This is a genomic window from Modestobacter sp. KNN46-3 (assembly GCF_011039295.1).
This window is the reverse complement of sequence record NZ_JAAKGN010000029.1, coordinates 23717-41676: the sequence shown is the minus strand read 5'-3', so window position 1 is coordinate 41676 and position 17960 is coordinate 23717. Positions and strand designations below refer to the sequence as shown.

11 protein-coding genes are annotated in these 17960 nt (G+C 72.6%); 5 read left to right on the top strand and 6 right to left on the bottom strand.

The window, feature by feature from the left end; all coding sequences use genetic code 11:
* Positions 1 to 992 (bottom strand): endonuclease domain-containing protein (locus G5C62_RS09150; protein WP_241175798.1); only part of this gene is annotated, 992 nt, incomplete at its 3' end.
* Between the two features lie 191 nt (positions 993 to 1183).
* Between G5C62_RS09150 and G5C62_RS09145 the strand changes: the two genes are divergently transcribed.
* The 4 genes from G5C62_RS09145 to G5C62_RS09130 are packed head-to-tail and all read left to right on the top strand — an operon-like array spanning position 1184 to position 4856.
* Positions 1184 to 1693 (top strand): MarR family winged helix-turn-helix transcriptional regulator, encoded by a 510-nt coding sequence (locus tag G5C62_RS09145; protein ID WP_164700738.1) that lies wholly within the window; start codon positions 1184 to 1186, stop codon positions 1691 to 1693.
* A gap of 49 nt (positions 1694 to 1742) precedes the next feature.
* Positions 1743 to 3434 carry a methylmalonyl-CoA mutase gene (locus G5C62_RS09140; protein WP_164700737.1) on the top strand — a complete coding sequence of 564 codons (1692 nt, stop codon included), beginning with the start codon at positions 1743 to 1745 and terminating at the stop codon, positions 3432 to 3434.
* A gap of 26 nt (positions 3435 to 3460) precedes the next feature.
* Positions 3461 to 3835: a VOC family protein gene (locus G5C62_RS09135; protein ID WP_164700736.1), complete on the top strand. Its 375-nt coding sequence runs from the start codon at positions 3461 to 3463 to the stop codon at positions 3833 to 3835.
* 46 nt (positions 3836 to 3881) lie between these two features.
* Positions 3882 to 4856, top strand: a complete 975-nt coding sequence (locus tag G5C62_RS09130; RefSeq protein WP_164700735.1) for a tetratricopeptide repeat protein — start codon at positions 3882 to 3884, stop codon at positions 4854 to 4856.
* A gap of 106 nt (positions 4857 to 4962) precedes the next feature.
* On the opposite strand, the gene G5C62_RS09125 is transcribed toward G5C62_RS09130, so the two are convergent.
* The 5 genes from G5C62_RS09125 to G5C62_RS09105 form a co-directional block, all read right to left on the bottom strand.
* Positions 4963 to 6399, bottom strand: coding sequence for a neutral zinc metallopeptidase (locus G5C62_RS09125; protein WP_164700734.1), 1437 nt, complete (start codon positions 6397 to 6399; stop codon positions 4963 to 4965).
* Positions 6400 to 6563: 164 nt separating this feature from the next.
* Positions 6564 to 9695, bottom strand: a complete 3132-nt coding sequence (gene glgB / locus G5C62_RS09120; protein ID WP_206330546.1) for a 1,4-alpha-glucan branching protein GlgB — start codon at positions 9693 to 9695, stop codon at positions 6564 to 6566.
* A gap of 107 nt (positions 9696 to 9802) precedes the next feature.
* Positions 9803 to 11170, bottom strand: coding sequence for a maltokinase N-terminal cap-like domain-containing protein (locus tag G5C62_RS09115; RefSeq protein WP_164700733.1), 1368 nt, complete (start codon positions 11168 to 11170; stop codon positions 9803 to 9805).
* Positions 11167 to 13038, bottom strand: coding sequence for a maltose alpha-D-glucosyltransferase (treS, locus tag G5C62_RS09110; RefSeq protein WP_164700732.1), 1872 nt, complete (start codon positions 13036 to 13038; stop codon positions 11167 to 11169). The genes G5C62_RS09115 and treS overlap by 4 nt, the downstream gene beginning before the upstream one ends.
* A 98-nt stretch (positions 13039 to 13136) precedes the next feature.
* Positions 13137 to 15143: an alpha-1,4-glucan--maltose-1-phosphate maltosyltransferase gene (locus G5C62_RS09105; RefSeq protein WP_164700731.1), complete on the bottom strand. Its 2007-nt coding sequence runs from the start codon at positions 15141 to 15143 to the stop codon at positions 13137 to 13139.
* Between the two features lie 154 nt (positions 15144 to 15297).
* Between G5C62_RS09105 and glgP the strand changes: the two genes are divergently transcribed.
* On the top strand, positions 15298 to 17853 hold the full coding sequence (gene glgP, locus G5C62_RS09100; protein ID WP_241175797.1) for an alpha-glucan family phosphorylase: 2556 nt from the start codon (positions 15298 to 15300) through the stop codon (positions 17851 to 17853).
* Positions 17854 to 17960: the final 107 nt, after the last annotated feature.

Below are 17960 nucleotides of genomic sequence, written 5' to 3'. Positions count from 1 at the left end.
CCACGTGATCTCACCATATGTCTTGGTTGGCGAGTGAGAATGGGATAGGCCGAACTGCCTCGCCGAGTGTCGAGTTGTCGACCTGTCGCCCCCGCACGAGGGGTCGACGAGTCGACACTCAGCGAGCCAGTTCGGCCGCGATCCGGGTGATCAGCTGATCGGGCCGGTGCAGGTCGGCCGGTCACGAAGAGGACCCGCCAGCCCGCGGCGAGCAGTCGGTCGAGCCGGCGGCGGTCGGCGGCGAACTGGCCGGGCTCGGCGTGCCAGAGCCCGTCGTACTCCAGCGCCAGCCGCTGCTCGGGCCAGGCGAAGTCGACCCGGGCCACGAACACCCGCCCGTCGTGCAGGGGGAGCTGGGCGACCGGCGTCGGCAGCCCGGCCCGGTGCAGCAGCAACCGCAGCCGGGTCTCCTGGGGCGAGCCGGCCAGCCCGTCCGCCAGCCCGGCGGCGGCCCGGGCCCGCCGGCACCCTCGGCCGGTGGTCGCCGCGGCCATGGCCCGGACGTCGCCGAGGTCGAGCAGGCCGACGGCGGCGAGCTGGTGGATGAGCACCACGGCCTCGTCGAGCGGGCGGTCGGCGCCCAGCGACACGGCGGTCCGTGCGGGCGTGGTGACCGGGACACCGCGCCGGCGGGTGACGTCGCCGGGACGGAGCGCCGCGCGGCTCACGCGTACGCCGCTGACCACGCTGGTCCGCGTCGCGGGCGGCACGGTCAGCTGCACGTCGTCCTCCGGGCCGGCTGCGGCCAGGCCCCACAGGACGGCGGCACTGGCTCCGGTGACGACAGCGCCCGGCAGCAGGACCGACGCGGCGGCCACGGCGCGGAGCTCGTGCGTGACGGCCACGTCGGCGCACGCGTAGACGTCACGGAATAGCCGGTGCCAGGCGCTGCTGTCCAGCTGCCGCCGGGTGAGCAGGCCCGCCCCGACCGCTGCGGTGCCGCGGAAGACGCGTCCACGCAGCGCCGGTGGACAGTGCGCGGGTACGACCACCGGGCGAGCCTGGCCGACGCAGGGCGGTGACCGGGCCCGCCGTCCACAGGCATGCCGCGGCCGTGCGCCGAGTGTCGACCTGTCGACGTGTCCCTGCATCGACAGGGGTCGACAGCTCGACACTCGGCGGCGGCGCCGGCGGGGGCCTGGCGGAGGCGGGGGTGCGGCGGCGGAGAACTAGCCTCCCGGTCATGGTGCGACCGCTGGGCCTGCCCTTCGACCCGATCGAGCGCGCGGCGCAGAGCTGGGAGCAGCACTTCGGCCCGGCCGCCTCGATGCGGGCGGCGACTAGCGTGTTCCGGGTGCAGCAGATCCTGCTGGCCCGCTTCGACGAGGCGCTCAAGCCACACGGGCTGACCTTCGCCCGGTACGAGGTGCTGGTGCTGCTGACCTTCTCCCGCACCGGGCAGCTGCCGCTGAAGGTGATCGGCAGCCGGTTGATGGTGCACCCGACCAGCGTCACCAACGCGATCGAGCGACTGGTGGCGGCCGAGTACGTCGAGCGGCGGCCCAACCCCGCCGACGGCCGCGGGGTGCTCGCCGCGATCACCGACGCCGGACGGGACGTCGTCCCGCGGGCGACCGAGGCGCTGACCGGCCAGGACTTCGGGCTCGCCGACCTGCCCGACGCGGAGCTGGACGTGCTGTTCGACGTGCTCAAGAAGGTCCGGCTCGGCGCGGGGGACGTCGCCGACGACTGACCCGCCCGGAGGGTGGCCGCAAAGTAGTTGGACGTCCTACTATCTGGGCATGACGGAGCAGCCGGGCAACGAGGCCCGCAGCCGGTGGCAGCAGCGCTACGACGCGGCCCTGGCCGCCGGGCGGGTGCGGGACGCGGACTTCACCACGCTCTCCGGGCTGGAGGTGGAGCCCGCCTACGGGCCGGCCGACGAGTCCGCCGTCCCCGGGTTCGACCGGATCGGCTGGCCCGGCGAGTTCCCGTTCACCCGCGGGCTGCACGCCACCGGCTACCGCGGGCGGGCCTGGACGATCCGCCAGTTCGCCGGCTTCGGCAACGCCCGGCAGACCAACGAGCGGTTCCGGTCGCTGCTGGCCGAGGGCGGGGGAGGGCTGTCGGTCGCCTTCGACATGCCGACCCTCATGGGCCGGGACTCCGACGACCCCCTGGCGCTCGGCGAGGTCGGGCACTGCGGGGTGGCGATCGACTCCGCGGCGGACATGGACGTGCTCTTCGAGGGCATCCCGCTGGACCGGACGACGACGTCGATGACGATCAGCGGCCCCGCCGTCCCGGTGTTCTGCATGTACCTGGTCGCGGCCGAGCGCCAGGGTGCGGACCTCGCGCAGCTCGACGGCACGCTGCAGACCGACATCTTCAAGGAGTACATCGCACAGAAGGAGTGGCTGTTCGCCCCCGAGCCGCACCTGCGGCTGATCGGCGACCTGATGGAGTACTGCGCCGCGGAGATCCCGGCCTACAAGCCGATCTCGGTGTCCGGCTACCACATCCGGGAGGCCGGTTCGACCGCCGCGCAGGAGCTGGCGTACACGCTGGCCGACGGCTTCGCCTACGTCGAGCTGGGGCTCTCCCGCGGGCTGGACGTCGACGTCTTCGCACCAGGCCTGTCGTTCTTCTTCGACGCACACGTCGACTTCTTCGAGGAGATCGCCAAGTTCCGCGCCGCCCGGCGGATCTGGGCCCGCTGGCTGCGCGACGTGTACGGCGCCCGCACCGACAAGGCCCAGCAGCTCCGGTTCCACACCCAGACCGCCGGGGTCTCGCTGACCGCCCAGCAACCGGACAACAACATCGTGCGGACGGCGGTCGAGGCGCTGGCCGCGGTGCTCGGCGGCACGAACTCGCTGCACACCAACGCCCTGGACGAGGTGCTCGCCCTGCCCAGTGCCCGGGCCGCCCAGATCGCGCTGCGCACCCAGCAGGTGATCGCCGAGGAGACCGGGGTGCTCAACGTGGCCGACCCGCTCGGCGGCTCCTGGTACGTCGAGGCGCTGACCGACGAGCTGGAACGGCAGGCGGAGGAGGTGTTCACCCGGATCCGGGAGATGGGCAGCGACGGCACGATGACCGCCGGCATCCTGCGCGGCATCGAGGACGGCTGGTTCACCGGCGAGATCGCCGAGGCGGCGTTCGTGTACCAGCGGGCGCTGGAGAAGGGCGAGAAGAAGGTCGTCGGCGTGAACACGCTGACCGGCGCCGGCGCTGCCGCCGACGACCTGGAGATCCTCCGGGTCAGTCACCAGGTGGAGACCGACCAGCGGGCCGAGCTGGCCGACCGGCGGCAGCGCCGGGACGACGCCGCGGCGCGCGCCGCCGTCGCCCGGATGGTCGAGGTGGCCCGGACCGAGGAGAACATGGTGCCGGCGATGCTCGAGGCGGCCCGGGCGGAGGCGACGCTGGGCGAGATCTGCGACGCCCTGCGCGCCGAGTGGGGCACCTACACCGAGGCCGCCCGGTTCTGACGTACCCGCCGGGCAGCATGCGCGGCATGGCAGACCACACCGGGCACCGTCACCACGCCATCGACTACGTCGAGCTCACCGTCCTCGACCTCGCGGAGGCGCAGCGGTTCTACGCCGACGCCTTCGGCTGGGAGTTCACCGCCTACGGCGACACCTACGCCGGCATCCGCGGTCCCTCCGGCGACCCGGCAGCGGAGGTGGGCGGTCTGGCCGTCGGCAGCGAGGTCCGCCCGGGCGGCCCGCTGGTGCTGCTCTGGTCGGCCGACCTCGACCGCACCCTCGCCGCAGTGGAGGCGGCCGGGGGCCGCGTCGTCCAGGGGCCCTACGACTTCCCGGGTGGCCGGCGGTTCCACTTCGCCGACCCGAGCGGCAACGAGTTGGGGGTCTGGTCACCGGCCTGACCCGGCCCGGGGCGGTCCGTCGCCGGCGAGTGGGATGATCGAGGTCATGCAGCCCAACCGTCCCGCTCGAACCGATCCCCGGGCCGCTGCCCAGCAGGCCCAGATGGCGGCGTCGTTGGCCGGTGCGGTCGACCTCGCCGCTGTCCAGGCGCGCAACGAGGCGGCAGCCCGCGCCGCGGCCGCCCCGCCGCCGAGCGCCACCGCCCCAGCCGGTGCGCCCGGCAGCGCCGTCATCGACGTCACCGAGGCGACCTTCCAGAGCGAGGTCCTCGACCGTTCCTTCCAGGTCCCCGTCGTCCTGGACCTGTGGGCCGAGTGGTGCGGGCCGTGCAAGCAGCTCTCCCCGGTGCTCGAGCGGCTGGCCGCCGAGGGGGCCGGTTCCTGGGTGCTGGCCAAGGTCGACGTCGACGCGAACCCGGCGCTCGCCCAGGGCCTGCGGGTCCAGGGCATCCCGGCGGTCAAGGCCGTCTGGCAGGGCCAGCTGGTCGCCGAGTTCACCGGCGCCATCCCCGAGGAGCAGGCCCGGCAGTTCGTGACCGAGCTCGTCGCGGCCACCAGCGGGGGCGCGGTGCCCGGGGCCGCGGAGGGCGACGGCGAGGCCGAGGAGCCGGAGGACCCGCGCCTGGACGCCGCCGAGGCCGCTCTCGACCGGGGTGACCTGGCCGCCGCCGAGGCTGCCTACCAGGCGATCCTGGAGACCGAGCCGGAGCACCCGGTGGCTGGGCTGGCGCTGCGTCAGGTCCAGCTGTTCCGCCGGGCCGAGGAGGCCGGGCCGGATGCGCTGGCCGCCGCCGAGGCCGCTCCCGACGACATCGCCGCGCAGACCCGCGCCGCGGACTTCCTGCTCGGCACCGGCGACGTCGACGCCGCGTTCGGCTGGCTGCTCGACGTCGTCCGGCGCACCGCGGGCGAGGAGCGGGACGCCGCCCGGCAGCACCTGGTGGAGCTGTTCGGCATCGTGGGCGACGAGGACCCGCGGGTCGGCCCGGCCCGCCGCGCCCTCATGACCGCCCTCTTCTGACCGCGGTCAGCAGTGATCAGGTCCCCTGATCACTGACTGTCCTCCCGCACCAACGCTGGTGCGGGGGGACAGCGGGTGATCAGGTCACCTGATCACTGCCGGGGGCTCAGGCGCCGATGTCGCAGGCGGCCAGGCCGTCGACGACCCCGCTGCGGAAGACGTCGACCAGCTGGAACCCGGTCAGCTGCACATCGGGCAGCACCGCGGGGTCGGTGGCGTGCTCGAGCAGGAACGAGACGCTCTCGTCCGCGTCGCCCGGGGAGATGCTCAGCACGGTGGTCTCGTCGCCGAGCACCGCGGAGGTGAAGGCGCCGGACAGGCAGACGGCGGACCGCAGCGCGGCCCGGTCGTCGACCGACAGCCCCAGCTGGTCGCGGGCGGCGAGCGCGTAGGGGATCGCCACCGCGGTCAGCACGGCGTAGTCCCCGCCCTCCTCGGCGGCGTACAGCGGCAGGGTGAGGTCGGCCTCGTCGAAGCGCACGGTCGCGTCGGCGGGGCAGTAGTGGAGATCGACGTCGGTGTCCTCGCCGGCGCAGTCCGGGGCCTCACCGGAGAACGGTTCGACGTCGGGCGGGGTGAACTCCTCCCCCAGCTGGTCGAAGGCCAGCTGCCAGAACTCCCCGAGCCCGTCGGGGACGAAGTCCTCGACCGTCTGCTCGTAGGGTGCGTCGCCGCCGGTGGCGAAGTCGAGGTCGCTCTGGAAGGCGCTCTGCGTGTACAGCCGGGTGGCGTCGAAGTCGTCGCGGCAGGCCGAGGGGCCGTCGTCGAACCCCTGCTGGAACGCCGACACCCGGTCGAAGTAGGAGCCGTGCGCCTCGCCCTCGTAGGCGCCCGTCCCGACCGGGTCGCGCAGCAACAGGTAGCCGCGCAGCACATCGTCCAGCTCACCCGGGCGGATCGAGTTGTACCGGGCGTTGCCGTCGGCGACCCACGCCGTCCAGGCGCCGGCGAAGCAGTCGGCCTGGGTCTCGATGTTGATCGACCGCTCCACCGGGTAGCCGACCCGGCCCTGCACGGCGTGCCCGAACTCGTGCGCCATCACCAGGGCCGGGATGAACCGGCCGTACCCCTCGCTGCCGACGGTGCCGAAGGCCAGCGCACCCAGGAACGCCCGGTCGTACTGGATCGCGTCACCGTTGGGGTACTCGGTGCCCGGGCCGCAGTAGAAGGCGTTGTCGACGACGGTCTCCGGTGGTTCCCCGCAGCCGATCTCCCCGTTCGGGTACTGCGCTGGGTCGAGGTCGCCCGGGTCGACGGAGTAGTAGCCGCCGGCCAGCGGGGTGAAGGGCTGCCCGAACGTCGGGGTGAACTGCGCGGTCCAGTAGGCGTTGAGGTCGGCGAGCGCGTTGCGGGAGATCCGGTCGACCTCGTCGTCGGCCGCACCGATGATCGGGAACTCCGCGGGCGTGACGTCGCCCTGGGGCCCGGCTGCGGGGCTCGCGCGCCCCTGGATCAGGGTCACCGCGCAGCCGGACAGCACGGCCGACCCGAACAGTGCACCCGCGACGGCGCCGGCGAGCAGCCGGCGGGGCGAGGAGGACATGGGTTCTCGAATCCGTTCAGGCCGCCTGCGGCGGCAGCACCGCCGTCCATCCTGCCGGACCGTGCCGGTCTCGGCAGGCAGGGGAGGACCGGTCGGGCCGCCGGACGGCGACGGGGCGGGGACCCTCGCAGGTCCCCGCCCCGTTCCCGATCGACTCGATCCGGTCAGCGCTCGATGGGCTCCAGCCCGCTGCCCGGCCCCTCGGCCGCGCCGGATGCCTCGGCCGCCGCGATCTGCGCCTGGTCGGCCGGCGCACCCGCGTCGGGGAGCTCCGGCTCCGGGCCCTCGTGCACGAACCACAGGGTGGCCAGCGGCGGTGCGGTCAGCGTCGCCGACCACGGCTGTCCGTGCCACGACTGCGGGACCGCCTCGATGCCGCCGAGGTTGCCGACCCCGGAGCCGCCGTAGCCCTCGAAGTCGGTGTTGATCACCTCGCGCCAGCGTCCGCCGCGGGGCAGCCCGATCCGGTACTGCTCGTGCGGCTGGCCGGAGAAGTTGACCACGCAGGCCAGCAGCTGCCCGCCCTTGCCGAGGCGCAGGAAGGTGAGCGTGTTGCCACCGGCGTCGTTGGCGTCGATCCACTGGAAGCCGGCCGGGTCGACGTCCTGGCTCCAGAGCGCCTCGCTGTCCCGGTAGACCGTGTTGAGGTCGGTCACCAGTTCCAGCACGCCGCGGTGCGCCGGGTCGTCGAGGTGCCACCAGTCCAGCGACCGGCTCTCCGCCCACTCCGACAGCTGCCCGAACTCCGAACCCATGAACAGCAGCTGCTTGCCGGGGTGGGCCCACATGTAGCCCAGGTAGGCGCGCAGGTTGGCCAGCTGCTGCCACCGGTCACCGGGCATCTTCCGCAGCAGGGAGCCCTTGCCGTACACAACCTCGTCGTGGCTGATCGGCAGCGTGTAGTTCTCCGAGTAGGCGTAGACCATGGAGAACGTCAGCTGGCCGTGGTGGTAGCTGCGGTAGACCGGCTCGTTGGCCATGTAGCCGAGCGAGTCGTGCATCCAGCCCATGTTCCACTTGAAGCCGAAGCCCAGACCGCCGAGGTACGTGGGCCGGGTGACGCCCGGCCACGCGGTCGACTCCTCGGCGATCGAGATGACGCCGGGCACCTCCCGGTAGAGGGTGGCGTTCATCTCCTGCAGGAAGGCCACGGCGTCGAGGTTCTCCCGGCCGCCGTACTGGTTGGGCGTCCACTCGCCGTCGTTGCGCGAGTAGTCCAGGTAGAGCATCGAGGCGACGGCGTCGACCCGGATGCCGTCGACGTGGAACTCCTGGGCCCAGAACAGCGCGTTGGCGACCAGGAAGTTGCGCACCTCGGGCCGGCCGAAGTCGAAGACGTACGTGCCCCAGTCGGGCTGCTCGCCGCGCTTCGGGTCCGCGTGCTCGTACAGCGGCGTGCCGTCGAAGCGGGCCAGTGCCCACTCGTCCTTCGGGAAGTGCGCGGGCACCCAGTCGACGATGACGCCGATGCCGGCCTGGTGCGCGGCGTCGATGAGGTACCGCAGGTCGTCGGGGGAGCCGAAGCGCGACGTGGGCGCGTAGTACGAGGTGACCTGGTAGCCCCACGAGCCGCCGAACGGGTGCTCGGCCAGCGGCATGAACTCCAGGTGGGTGAACCCGGCGTCCTTCACGTAGGCGACCAGCTCGTCGGCCATCTCGCGGTAGGAGAGCCCCTGCCGCCAGGAGGCCGCGTGCACCTCGTAGACGCTCATCGGCTGCTCGTGCCACTTGGCCTCGGCGCGCTGGGCCAGCCACTCGGCGTCGCCCCACTCGTGGGCGGAGGTGGTCACGACCGAGGCGTTGGCCGGCGGCACCTCGGTGGCGAAGGCCATCGGGTCGCTCTTGACCCGCCACTGACCGTCGGCGCCGAGCACGTGGTAGCGGTACCGGGTGCCGGCCTGCGCACCGGGCACGAAGATCTCCCAGACGCCGGAGGAGCCCAGCGACCGCATCGGGTAGGCGCGCGCCTCCCAGTAGTCGAAGTCGCCGGTCACCTTCACGCCGCGGGCGTTGGGCGCCCAGACGGCGAAGGAGACGCCGTCCACGCGGCCGCCGGGGGTGTCGTAGCCGATCACGTGGGCGCCGAGGACGGTCCACAGCTTCTCGTGCCGGCCCTCGCGGAAGAGGTGCTGGTCGAGCTGGCCCAGGGTGGGCAGCCAGCGGTACGGGTCGTCGACGGTGAAGGTGTCGGTGCCGCCCTGCCCGTTCGGGTAGACGACCTCGATCCGGTAGTCGCCGGGCTGCTGGGGGAGCCGGGCCTCGTACACGCCGCCGCGGAAGATCTGGCGGGCCTCGTAGCGGCTGCCGTCCTGGTCGACGACGGCGACGGCCTCGGCGTCCGGGCGCAGCGTGCGCACGACCCAGCCCTCGGACACGCGGTGGGCGCCGAGGACGCCGTGCGGGTCGAAGGACCAGCCGTCGACGACCGCGGCCAGCTGCTCCTGGTTCACCTCGGGAGCGGACGGGGTGGACTCGGCCGGCACCGAGGTGCTCACCGGCGGCTCCCCCTCGGGGAGGGCGTCGACGAGCCCGGCGGCAGCCGGCTCGGGCGCCTCGTCCGGCGCGGGAGGCAGGTCGGTGACCTGGTCGGTGACCAGGTCGGCGGTGGTGACCGCCGCACCGGCCTGGTCGTCAGCGGCCGGGGCGCCCGTGGCGGGGCTGTCGGCCGAGGCGGTCTCGATGGAGGCGGTGTCGGTGGAGGCGGGGGAGACCGTGTCCGGAGCGGGCTCGGAGGCCGTCTCCGCCGGGGAGTGGCCGCCGGTGCCGCCCTGCTCGCCGCCCTCGGGGGCCTGCGGGGTGTTCGGCTCGGCCGGGTCGGGGCTCGGCGGCTCCGGCTGGGGAGCCGGCGGGCCCGTCGGGTCGCCCGGCTCGGCGATCGGCGCCGGCGCGATCACGGGCGCGGCGGTGACCTTCTTGGTCGCCTTCCGCGGTGCCCGCTTGGCCGGGGTCTCGCCGGGCGCGGCCTTCTTCGCCGCGCGCTTGGCCGGGGCAGCCCCGTCGGCGGCGGTGCTCACCTGGTCACCGTCGGACGCGGCGGCGGCAGCGGTGCCCTTCGCCGGTGCCTTGCGGGCGGTGGCCTTCTTGGCGGGGGCCTCGGCCGCCGCCTTCTTCGCCGGCGCCTTCTTGGCGGCGGCCTTGCGGGTGGCCTTCGTGGCCGGGGCGGGCGGGCTGTCGGTCTCGCTCGCCTCGCGGACCTCCTCGGTCTTCTCCTCGACCCGGCGCATGAGCTCTGCCTTGTCGGCGGGCTCGCTGTTGGTGTCCGTGCCCGGCGGGGTGCTGGCGTCGTCGGTGCTCATCGGTGGTCCTTCCAGGTCTGTCTCGTCGTCGTGCTGGTCGTCCGGTCAGGCCCTTCTGCAGGGTCCCGCCGCGAGGGTGCGAGCGGTGGGGGCAGCGGGGCCCTCCTTCAGTTGCCGGCGGCCAGCCGGGACAGCGAACTGAGCGGGATCATCAGCCAGTGCGGTCGGTTGCGTGCCTCGTACACACACTCGTACACCGCCTTGTCGGCCTCGAAGGCCCGCAGCAGCGCGGAGTCGCTGGACAGGGTGACCCCGCCGGCGGCGGAGTAGCCCTCGCAGAAGGCGCGCCGGTTGCGCTCGGCCCACTCCTGCGCCCGGTAGGCCCGCTGCGGGTCGTCGGGCTGCTCGACCAGCATGTGCCGCGCGGCGTAGTCGAAGGAACGGAGCATCCCCGCCACGTCCCGCAGTGGGGTGTCCAGCTCGCGTCGTTCGGCCAGCGGACGGGCCGGCTCGCCCTCGAAGTCCAGGACGATCCAGCCGGTCGTCGTCCGCAGCACCTGGCCCAGGTGGAGGTCGCCGTGCACCCGCTGACGGACGACCGGCTCGGTCGTGTCGGCGACCGCGGCGTACAGGCTGCGCAACGCGTCGGCGTGCTCGGCGAGGTCGGGGACGACCGCCAGGGCCGCCTCCAGCCGAGCCGTCATCTGCCCGGCGACGGTGGCGTACCAGTCACGGTCGGCCGGCTCGGAGGGGAGCACCTGGGCCAGGTCGGCGTGGACCGAGGCGGTCGCCTCGCCCAGCCGCTCGCTCTCCCCGGCGAAGTCGCCCCCGACCTCGTCGGCGTGCAGGTCGGCCTCGGCGTACAGGTCCCGGACGCTCGAGGTGGCCAGCCGCCACCCGTCGCTGGCGTTGGGGACGAAGGTCTGGAGCATGGCCACGGTGGCCGGCTCCAGCCCGTTCGGGTCGTCGACCTCGATGTACCCGAGCAGCCCCGCGATGTGCTGGTTGTCCGCCTGCCGCAGGGCGTCGTGGATCTCCACGTCGGGGTTCAGCCCGGGCTCGAGCCGGCGGAACAGCTTGAGGATCGCCGTCTCGCCGAAGACCAGTGAGGTGTTGCTCTGCTCGGTGGAGATCACGTCCCCGGGCAGGCCCTCGGGGATGTAGGCCACGCCGGCCGGGTGGAACCGCATCGGCCCGACGGTGGAGGCCGCCACGAGGTGGGTCAGCCACGGCACGGTCGCGTCCCGGTCCCGCATGGCGTCGTAAGCGTAGTTCTCGCCGTGCGACCCGGAGACCGCGCCGACGAAGGCCGTGGAGAGCTCCTCGGCCGGTGCGCTGCGCCAGGACAGCGGCACCAGGTACGTGTCACTGGCCCCGTCGGTGTACTCGACCCGCACGCGGTGCACCGACAGCGCCGGGTCGGACTGGTCGAGGAAGAAGCCCTCCTCGGTCACCCCTGCCCACTCGCGGCCCTTGCCGCCGAACCAGCGCTGACCGGGCATCCAGTCGGCCAGCATGTCGGTCAGAGCGCTCATCGGGACTCTCCGTCGGTCGGGGTCGTGGTCGTCGGGGCCTCGGCACCGAGGCCGCCGGTGCCGGCGGTGGCGTCGGCGGGGCCGACCACCCCGGCCTCGAGCAGCGACTGCGCCACGCTGCCGCTCGCGGTGGTCTCCCAGTCCTCGTCCTCCTCGCCCGCCGAGGCGGTGGGCTTGGACAGCTCGAACCAGTAGAAGCCGTGGCCGCCGAGCGTGAGCATGTACGGCAGGACGCCGATCTGCGGGAACTGCACCCGCCCGGTCAGCTCGACCGGGGTGTAGCCCTCGAAGCGGCGGAGGTCGAGCTCCACCGGCTGCGGGAACCGGGACAGGTTGTTGACGCAGAGCACGACATCGTCCCCGAACTCGCGCACGAAGGAGAGCACCGTCGGGTTCCGGGAGCCGATCTCGGCGTAGCTGCCGACACCGAAGGTCGGGTGCTGCTTGCGCACCGCGATCATGGTGCGGATCCAGTTCAGCAACGAGTTGGAGTTCCGCAGCTGGGCCTCGACGTTGGTGACCTGGAAGCCGTACTCCGGGTCGGCCACCAGCGGCAGGTGCATCCGCTGCGGGTCGGCGGTGGAGAACCCGCCGTTGCGGTCCGGGGTCCACTGCATCGGGGTGCGGACGCCGTCCCGGTCACCGAGCCAGATGTTGTCGCCCATGCCGATCTCGTCGCCGTAGTACATGACCGGCGAGCCCGGCAGCGACAGCAGCAGGGCGGTGAAGAGCTCGAGGGTGTCGATGTCGTTGTCGAGCAGGGGCGCCAGCCGCCGGCGGATGCCGATGTTGGCCTTCATCCGGGGGTCCTTGGCGTACTCCCCCCACATGTAGTCGCGCTCCTCGTCGGTGACCATCTCCAGGGTCAGCTCGTCGTGGTTGCGCAGGAAGACACCCCACTGGCAGTTGTCGGGGATGTCCGGCGTCTGCGCCATGATCTCCGAGATCGGGAACCGCTGCTCCCGGCGCACGGCCATGAACAGGCGCGGCATCACCGGGAAGTGGAAGGCCATCTGGCACTCGTCGCCGTCCTCGCCGAAGTACTCGACGACGTCGGCCGGCCACTGGTTCGCCTCGCACAGCAGCACCCGGTCGGGGTACTCGGCGTCGACGACCTTGCGCACCTTCTTGAGGAACTCGTGGGTGCGGGGGAGGTTCTCGCAGTTGGTCCCCTCCTCCTCGAAGAGGTAGGGGACGGCGTCGAGCCGGAAGCCGTCGATGCCCAGGTCCAGCCAGAAGCGCAGGGCGTCGATGATCGCCTCCTGCACCTTCGGGTTCTCGAAGTTCAGGTCGGGCTGGTGGCTGAAGAACCGGTGCCAGAAGTACTGCTTGCGCACCGGGTCGAAGGTCCAGTTCGAGCTCTCGGTGTCGACGAAGATGATCCGGGCGTCGGCGTAGCCGGTGTCGTCGTCGGCCCAGACGTAGAAGTCGCCGTAGGGGCCGTCGGGGTCGCTGCGGCTGGCCTGGAACCAGGGGTGCTGGTCCGAGGTGTGGTTCATGACGAAGTCGATGATCATCCGCATCCCGCGGGAGTGGGCCTCGCCGATGAGCTCCTTGAAGTCCTCGATGTCGCCGAACTCCGGCAGCACCGCGGTGTAGTCGCTGACGTCGTAGCCGCCGTCGCGCAGCGGGGAGGCGAAGAAGGGCGGCAGCCAGAGGCAGTCGACACCGAGCCACTGCAGGTAGTCGAGCTTGCCCAGCATGCCGCGCAGGTCGCCGATGCCGTCGGCGTTGCTGTCGGCGAAGCCGCGGACGAGCACCTCGTAGAAGACGGCGCGCTTGAACCACTCGGGGTCGCTGCCAGGGGCGGGCAGGCCCGACTGCTCGCCCGCGCCGGGGGTCGACTGTGCGGGGACGTGGAGGGTCATGAACTCGGTCCTCGTTCGTTGCGGGGGGCGGTGGATCGGTGCGGCGGGTGCGCCGGCCGGGGGCTCGGCCGGCACACCCGCCGCTGTCGAGGACGGGGTCAGTGCGGCGGGTGCGACCCGGACAGGCTGCGGTGGACGGTGAACACGTGCGCCGGCTCCCGGTAGGGGTCCAGCTCGACGTAGTTGGCCTGGCCCCAGTCGTAGTGGGCCCCGGTGATGTCGTCGGTGACCGAGAAGCCGTCCGACCAGTCCAGGCCCAGGGCGGGCATGTCCAGGGCGGTCGTCCCGATCTGGGTGTAGGTGCTGTTGAGCGACACCACCACGAGCACGCAGTCGTCGGAACCCGGGTCGGTCTTGGAGAAGCAGAGCAGGTTCGGGTTGTCGATCGGGTGGAACCGCAGTGTGCGCAGCTGCTGCAGGGCCGGGTGCGCGCGCCGGATCTCGTTCAGCCGGCGCAGGTAGGGCGCCAGGGTGCGACCGGAGGCCTCGGCGGCAGCCCAGTCACGGGGACGCAGCTGGAACTTCTCGGTGTCCAGGTACTCCTCGCTGCCCGGACGGAGACCGACGTGCTCGAACAGCTCGTAGCCGGAGTAGACGCCCCAGGTCGGGCTCATCATCGAGGCCAGCACCGCGCGGATCTTGAACATCGGCGGGCCGCCCACCTGCAGCGTCTCGTGCAGGATGTCCGGGGTGTTCACGAAGAAGTTCGGGCGCATGTAGTGCGCGTTCTCGGCCAGCTCCCGGCCGTACTCCTCCAGCTCCCAGCGCTCGGTGCGCCAGGTGAAGTAGGTGTAGCTCTGGGTGAAGCCGATCCGCGCCAGCTGGTGCATCATCGCCGGCCGGGTGAACGCCTCGGCGAGGAAGAGGACGTCGGGATCCGTCTTCTTGACCTCCCAGATCAGCCAGTGCCAGAAGTTCAGCGGCTTGGTGTGCGGGTTGTCCACCCGGAACACCCGGACCCCGGCGTCCATCCAGTGCCGGACGACCCGCAGCACCTCGGCGTAGATGCCCTCGGGGTCGTTGTCGAAGTTGATCGGGTAGATGTCCTGGTACTTCTTCGGCGGGTTCTCCGCGTAGGCGATCGTGCCGTCGGGCTTGGTGGTGAACCACTCGGGGTGCGAGGTGACCCAGGGGTGGTCCGGCGCCGCCTGCAGGGCGAGGTCGAGGGCGACCTCCATGCCCAGCTCGCGCGTCCGGCCGACGAAGGCCTTGAAGTCGTCGAGGGTGCCGAGCTGGGGGTGGACGGCGTCGTGCCCGCCCTCGTCGCTGCCGATCGCCCACGGTGAGCCGACGTCGTCGGCCTGCGCCACCAGGGTGTTGTTCTTCCCCTTGCGGTTGACCTTGCCGACCGGGTGGATCGGCGGCAGGTACACCACGTCGAAGCCCATCTCGGCGATGGCCGGCAGGCGCTCGGCAGCCTGGGCGAACGTCCCGTGCGTCGGGGTGCCACCGACCACGGGGCCCTCCGAGCGGGGGAAGAACTCGTACCAGGAGCCGTACAGCGCACGCGACCGGTCGACCCACAGCTCGTGCCGCTGCGACCCGGTGACCAGCCGGCGCACCGGGTGGTCGTGCAGCACCTGCTGCAGGGTGGGGGAGAGGGCGGGGGCGATCCGCGCGGTCAGCTGCAGCGACTCGTCCCGCAGCGCGGTGGCCGCACCGGTGAGCGCCTCGCGGTGCTCCTCGGGGGCCTCGGCAGCCACCTCCTCGAGCAGCCGGGCACCGGACTCCAGGTCGTTGGCCAGCTCCTCGGGGCCCTGGCCGGCCTCGACCTTCACCTCGACGTCGTGGTGCCAGGTGCTCAGCGGGTCGTCCCAGGCCTCGACCTGATAGGTCCAGAGACCCTCGCGGTCGGGCACGACCGTGGCGGTCCAGCGGTCGGGCTCGGGCCCGAACTTCGTCATCCGGAGCAGCGGGGCCGCCGAGGGCTCCTCGCCCGGAGGCGTGAAGACCACGTTGGCGGCCACGGCGTCGTGGCCCTCGCGGAAGACGGTGGCGGTGATCGGCAGGTGTTCACCGACCACGGCGCGGGTCGAGAACGACCCGCAGGACACGACGGGGGCGACATCGGAGATGCCGAGGCGGAGGTCAGCGCGGCCAGTCATCGGGGCAACGCTATCCAGATCATCAGCTGCGCACACGTCGGCGGGGGACGGGCTCAACCGGGAGGGGGAGTGACGAGTGGGGTCGGAGTGGTCCCGGGCGGGTCCACATCGATCGTCGTCCCGGCCTGGAGGTGAGCGTCGTCACGCTAGGGTCATGGAGGTGCGAGCCCTCCGCAGACTCACCGTCCGCGCCTCCCTCCCCGAGGCACTGATGCCGCTGTCGCAGCTGGTCACCAACCTGCGCTGGTCCTGGCACCCCGAGACCCGCGACCTGTTCGAGGCGCTGGACCCGGAACTGTGGGCGAGCTGTGGTGGTGACCCGGTCAGGGTCCTCGGCGAGGTCAGCGCCGAGCGGCTGGCCGCGCTGGCCGACGACCCGGTCTTCCTGCAGCGGCTGAGGGCGGTCGCCGACGACCTCCGCGAGTACCTCGACGCGCCGCACTGGTACCAGTCCCTGGGCGCCGAGGCGCCGGCCACCATCGCCTACTTCTCCGCCGAGTTCGGCATCACCGAGGTGCTGCCGCAGTACTCCGGCGGGCTGGGCATCCTGGCCGGTGACCACCTCAAGGCCGCCTCGGACCTCGGCGTCCCGCTGATCGGGGTGGGCCTGCTCTACCGGTCGGGCTACTTCTCCCAGGGCCTGTCCGCCGACGGCTGGCAGCTGGAGCACTACCCGGCGCTGGACCCGCACGGCCTGCCGCTGAAGCTGGTGCGGGACGCCGACCGCAACGCCGTGGTGATCGCCGTGCCGCTGCCGGAGGGGCGCACGCTGTACGCCCACGTCTACCGGGCCCAGGTCGGTCGCGTCTCGCTGCTGCTGCTGGACAGTGACATCGAGGAGAACAGCCCGGCCGAGCGCGGGGTCACCGACCGGCTCTACGGCGGCGGCGAGGACCACCGGCTCCGCCAGGAGATGCTGCTGGGCATCGGCGGGGTGCGTGCCCTCCGCGCGTTCTGCTCGCTGACCGGCACCCCGCCGCCGGAGGTCTTCCACGCCAACGAGGGACATGCCGGCTTCCAGGGCGTCGAGCGGATCCGGGAGCTCACCGAGTCCCACGGCCTGTCCTTTCCCGAGGCGCTGCAGGCGGTGCGGGGCGGCACGGTGTTCACCACCCACACCCCGGTGCCGGCGGGCATCGACCGCTTCCCGAAGGCGCTGATCGAGCGCTACTTCGCCGGCTTCGGCGTCCCGCTCGACCAGCTGCTCCCGCTGGGCGCCGAGGACGACCCGAGCAAGTTCAACATGGCCCACATGGGGCTGCGGCTGGGGCAGCGGGCCAACGGGGTGAGCGAGCTGCACGGCCACGTCAGCCGGGACATGTTCGGCCCGCTGTGGCCGGGCTTCGACCCCGACGACGTCCCGATCGGGTCGATCACCAACGGGGTGCACGCCCCGACCTGGACCGCCCGCGAGCTGGTGGAGCTGGGCACCCAGACCACCAGCCAGGGCGACCCGCTCGAGGTGGACGAGGACGTGCACTTCGACGGCGTCGACCGGATCCCCGCCGCGGAGCTGTGGCGCACCCGACGGCTGCTGCGCGGCCGGCTGGTCGAGGAGGTGCGCCGCCGGGTGCGCGCCACGGCGTTGTCCCGCGGGGCGGCGGAGGCCGAGCTCGGCTGGACCGAGACCGCGTTCGACCCCGACGTGCTGACCATCGGATTCGCCCGTCGGGTGCCCTCGTACAAGCGGTTGACGCTGATGCTGCGCGACCCGGGTCGGCTCAAGGCGCTGCTGCTGGACGAGGAGCGGCCGGTCCAGCTGGTCATCGCCGGCAAGAGCCACCCGGCCGACGACGGCGGCAAGCAGCTGATCCAGCAGATGGTGAAGTTCGCCGACGACCCGGAGATCCGGCACCGGATCGCCTTCCTGCCCAACTACGACATCGGCATGGCCCGCTACCTGTACTGGGGCTGCGACGTCTGGCTGAACAACCCGCTGCGACCGCTGGAGGCCTGCGGCACGTCGGGGATGAAGTCCGCCCTCAACGGCGGGCTCAACCTCTCCATCCGCGACGGGTGGTGGGACGAGTGGTTCGACGGCCAGAACGGCTGGGCCATCCCGACCGCGGACGGCGTCGAGGACCCGGAGCGGCGGGACGACGTCGAGGCGCAGGCGATCTACGAGCTCCTCGACCGGCAGGTGGTCCCGCGCTTCTACGAGGTCGACAGCGACGGCCTCCCCACCCGCTGGGTGGAGATGGTCCGCGACACCCTGCGGGAGACCGGCCCGAAGGTGCTGGCGACCCGGATGGTGCGGGACTACGTGCAGCGGCTCTACGTGCCGGCTGCGGGGGCCGCCCGCTCGATGGCCGCCGGCGGCTACGAGCCGGCCCGCGCCGAGGCGGCCTGGCGGGCGAAGCTGCTGGAGCACTGGCCGGGTGTCCGGGTGGCCCACGTGGAGGCGGCCGGCGTGGGGGAGACCCCGGAGATCGGTGGCGGGATCGACCTGCGGGCCGAGGTGGAACTGCCCGGGCTGGCCCCGTCCGACGTGCTGGTCGAGGCGGCCTACGGCCGGGTCGACGACGCCGACGGCCTGCACCAGGTCACCACGCTGGAGCTGCGACACGACGGCGTGGAGGGCTCGCGGCACTGGTTCACCGGCACCGTGCCGCTGACCCGCACCGGCGCGTTCGGCTACACCGTGCGTGTGCTCCCGCACTCGGCACACCTGGTGGTCCCCGCCGAGCTCGGCGTCGTCGTCAACGCCTGAGGAGAGGAACCGGCGGTGGTGGTCACCTGACCCCGGTCGGTGTCCACACGGGTGCGGCGGGTGTGGCGGCTGGGGCGGGTCGTGCGCAATGGACCGACGTCCCGGCG

Bases quoted from the DNA above. Each gene is read 5' to 3' on its own strand.
- G5C62_RS09130 (WP_164700735.1), top strand. From the start codon at position 3,882: ATGCAGCCCAACCGTCCCGCTCGAACCGATCCCCGGGCCGCTGCCCAG.
- G5C62_RS09140 (WP_164700737.1), top strand. From the start codon at position 1,743: ATGACGGAGCAGCCGGGCAACGAGGCCCGCAGCCGGTGGCAGCAGCGC.
- treS (WP_164700732.1), bottom strand. From the start codon at position 13,038: ATGACCCTCCACGTCCCCGCACAGTCGACCCCCGGCGCGGGCGAGCAG.
- G5C62_RS09115 (WP_164700733.1), bottom strand. From the start codon at position 11,170: ATGAGCGCTCTGACCGACATGCTGGCCGACTGGATGCCCGGTCAGCGC.
- G5C62_RS09135 (WP_164700736.1), top strand. From the start codon at position 3,461: ATGGCAGACCACACCGGGCACCGTCACCACGCCATCGACTACGTCGAG.
- glgB (WP_206330546.1), bottom strand. From the start codon at position 9,695: ATGAGCACCGACGACGCCAGCACCCCGCCGGGCACGGACACCAACAGC.
- G5C62_RS09145 (WP_164700738.1), top strand. From the start codon at position 1,184: ATGGTGCGACCGCTGGGCCTGCCCTTCGACCCGATCGAGCGCGCGGCG.
- G5C62_RS09105 (WP_164700731.1), bottom strand. From the start codon at position 15,143: ATGACTGGCCGCGCTGACCTCCGCCTCGGCATCTCCGATGTCGCCCCC.
- G5C62_RS09125 (WP_164700734.1), bottom strand. From the start codon at position 6,399: ATGTCCTCCTCGCCCCGCCGGCTGCTCGCCGGCGCCGTCGCGGGTGCA.
- glgP (WP_241175797.1), top strand. From the start codon at position 15,298: ATGGAGGTGCGAGCCCTCCGCAGACTCACCGTCCGCGCCTCCCTCCCC.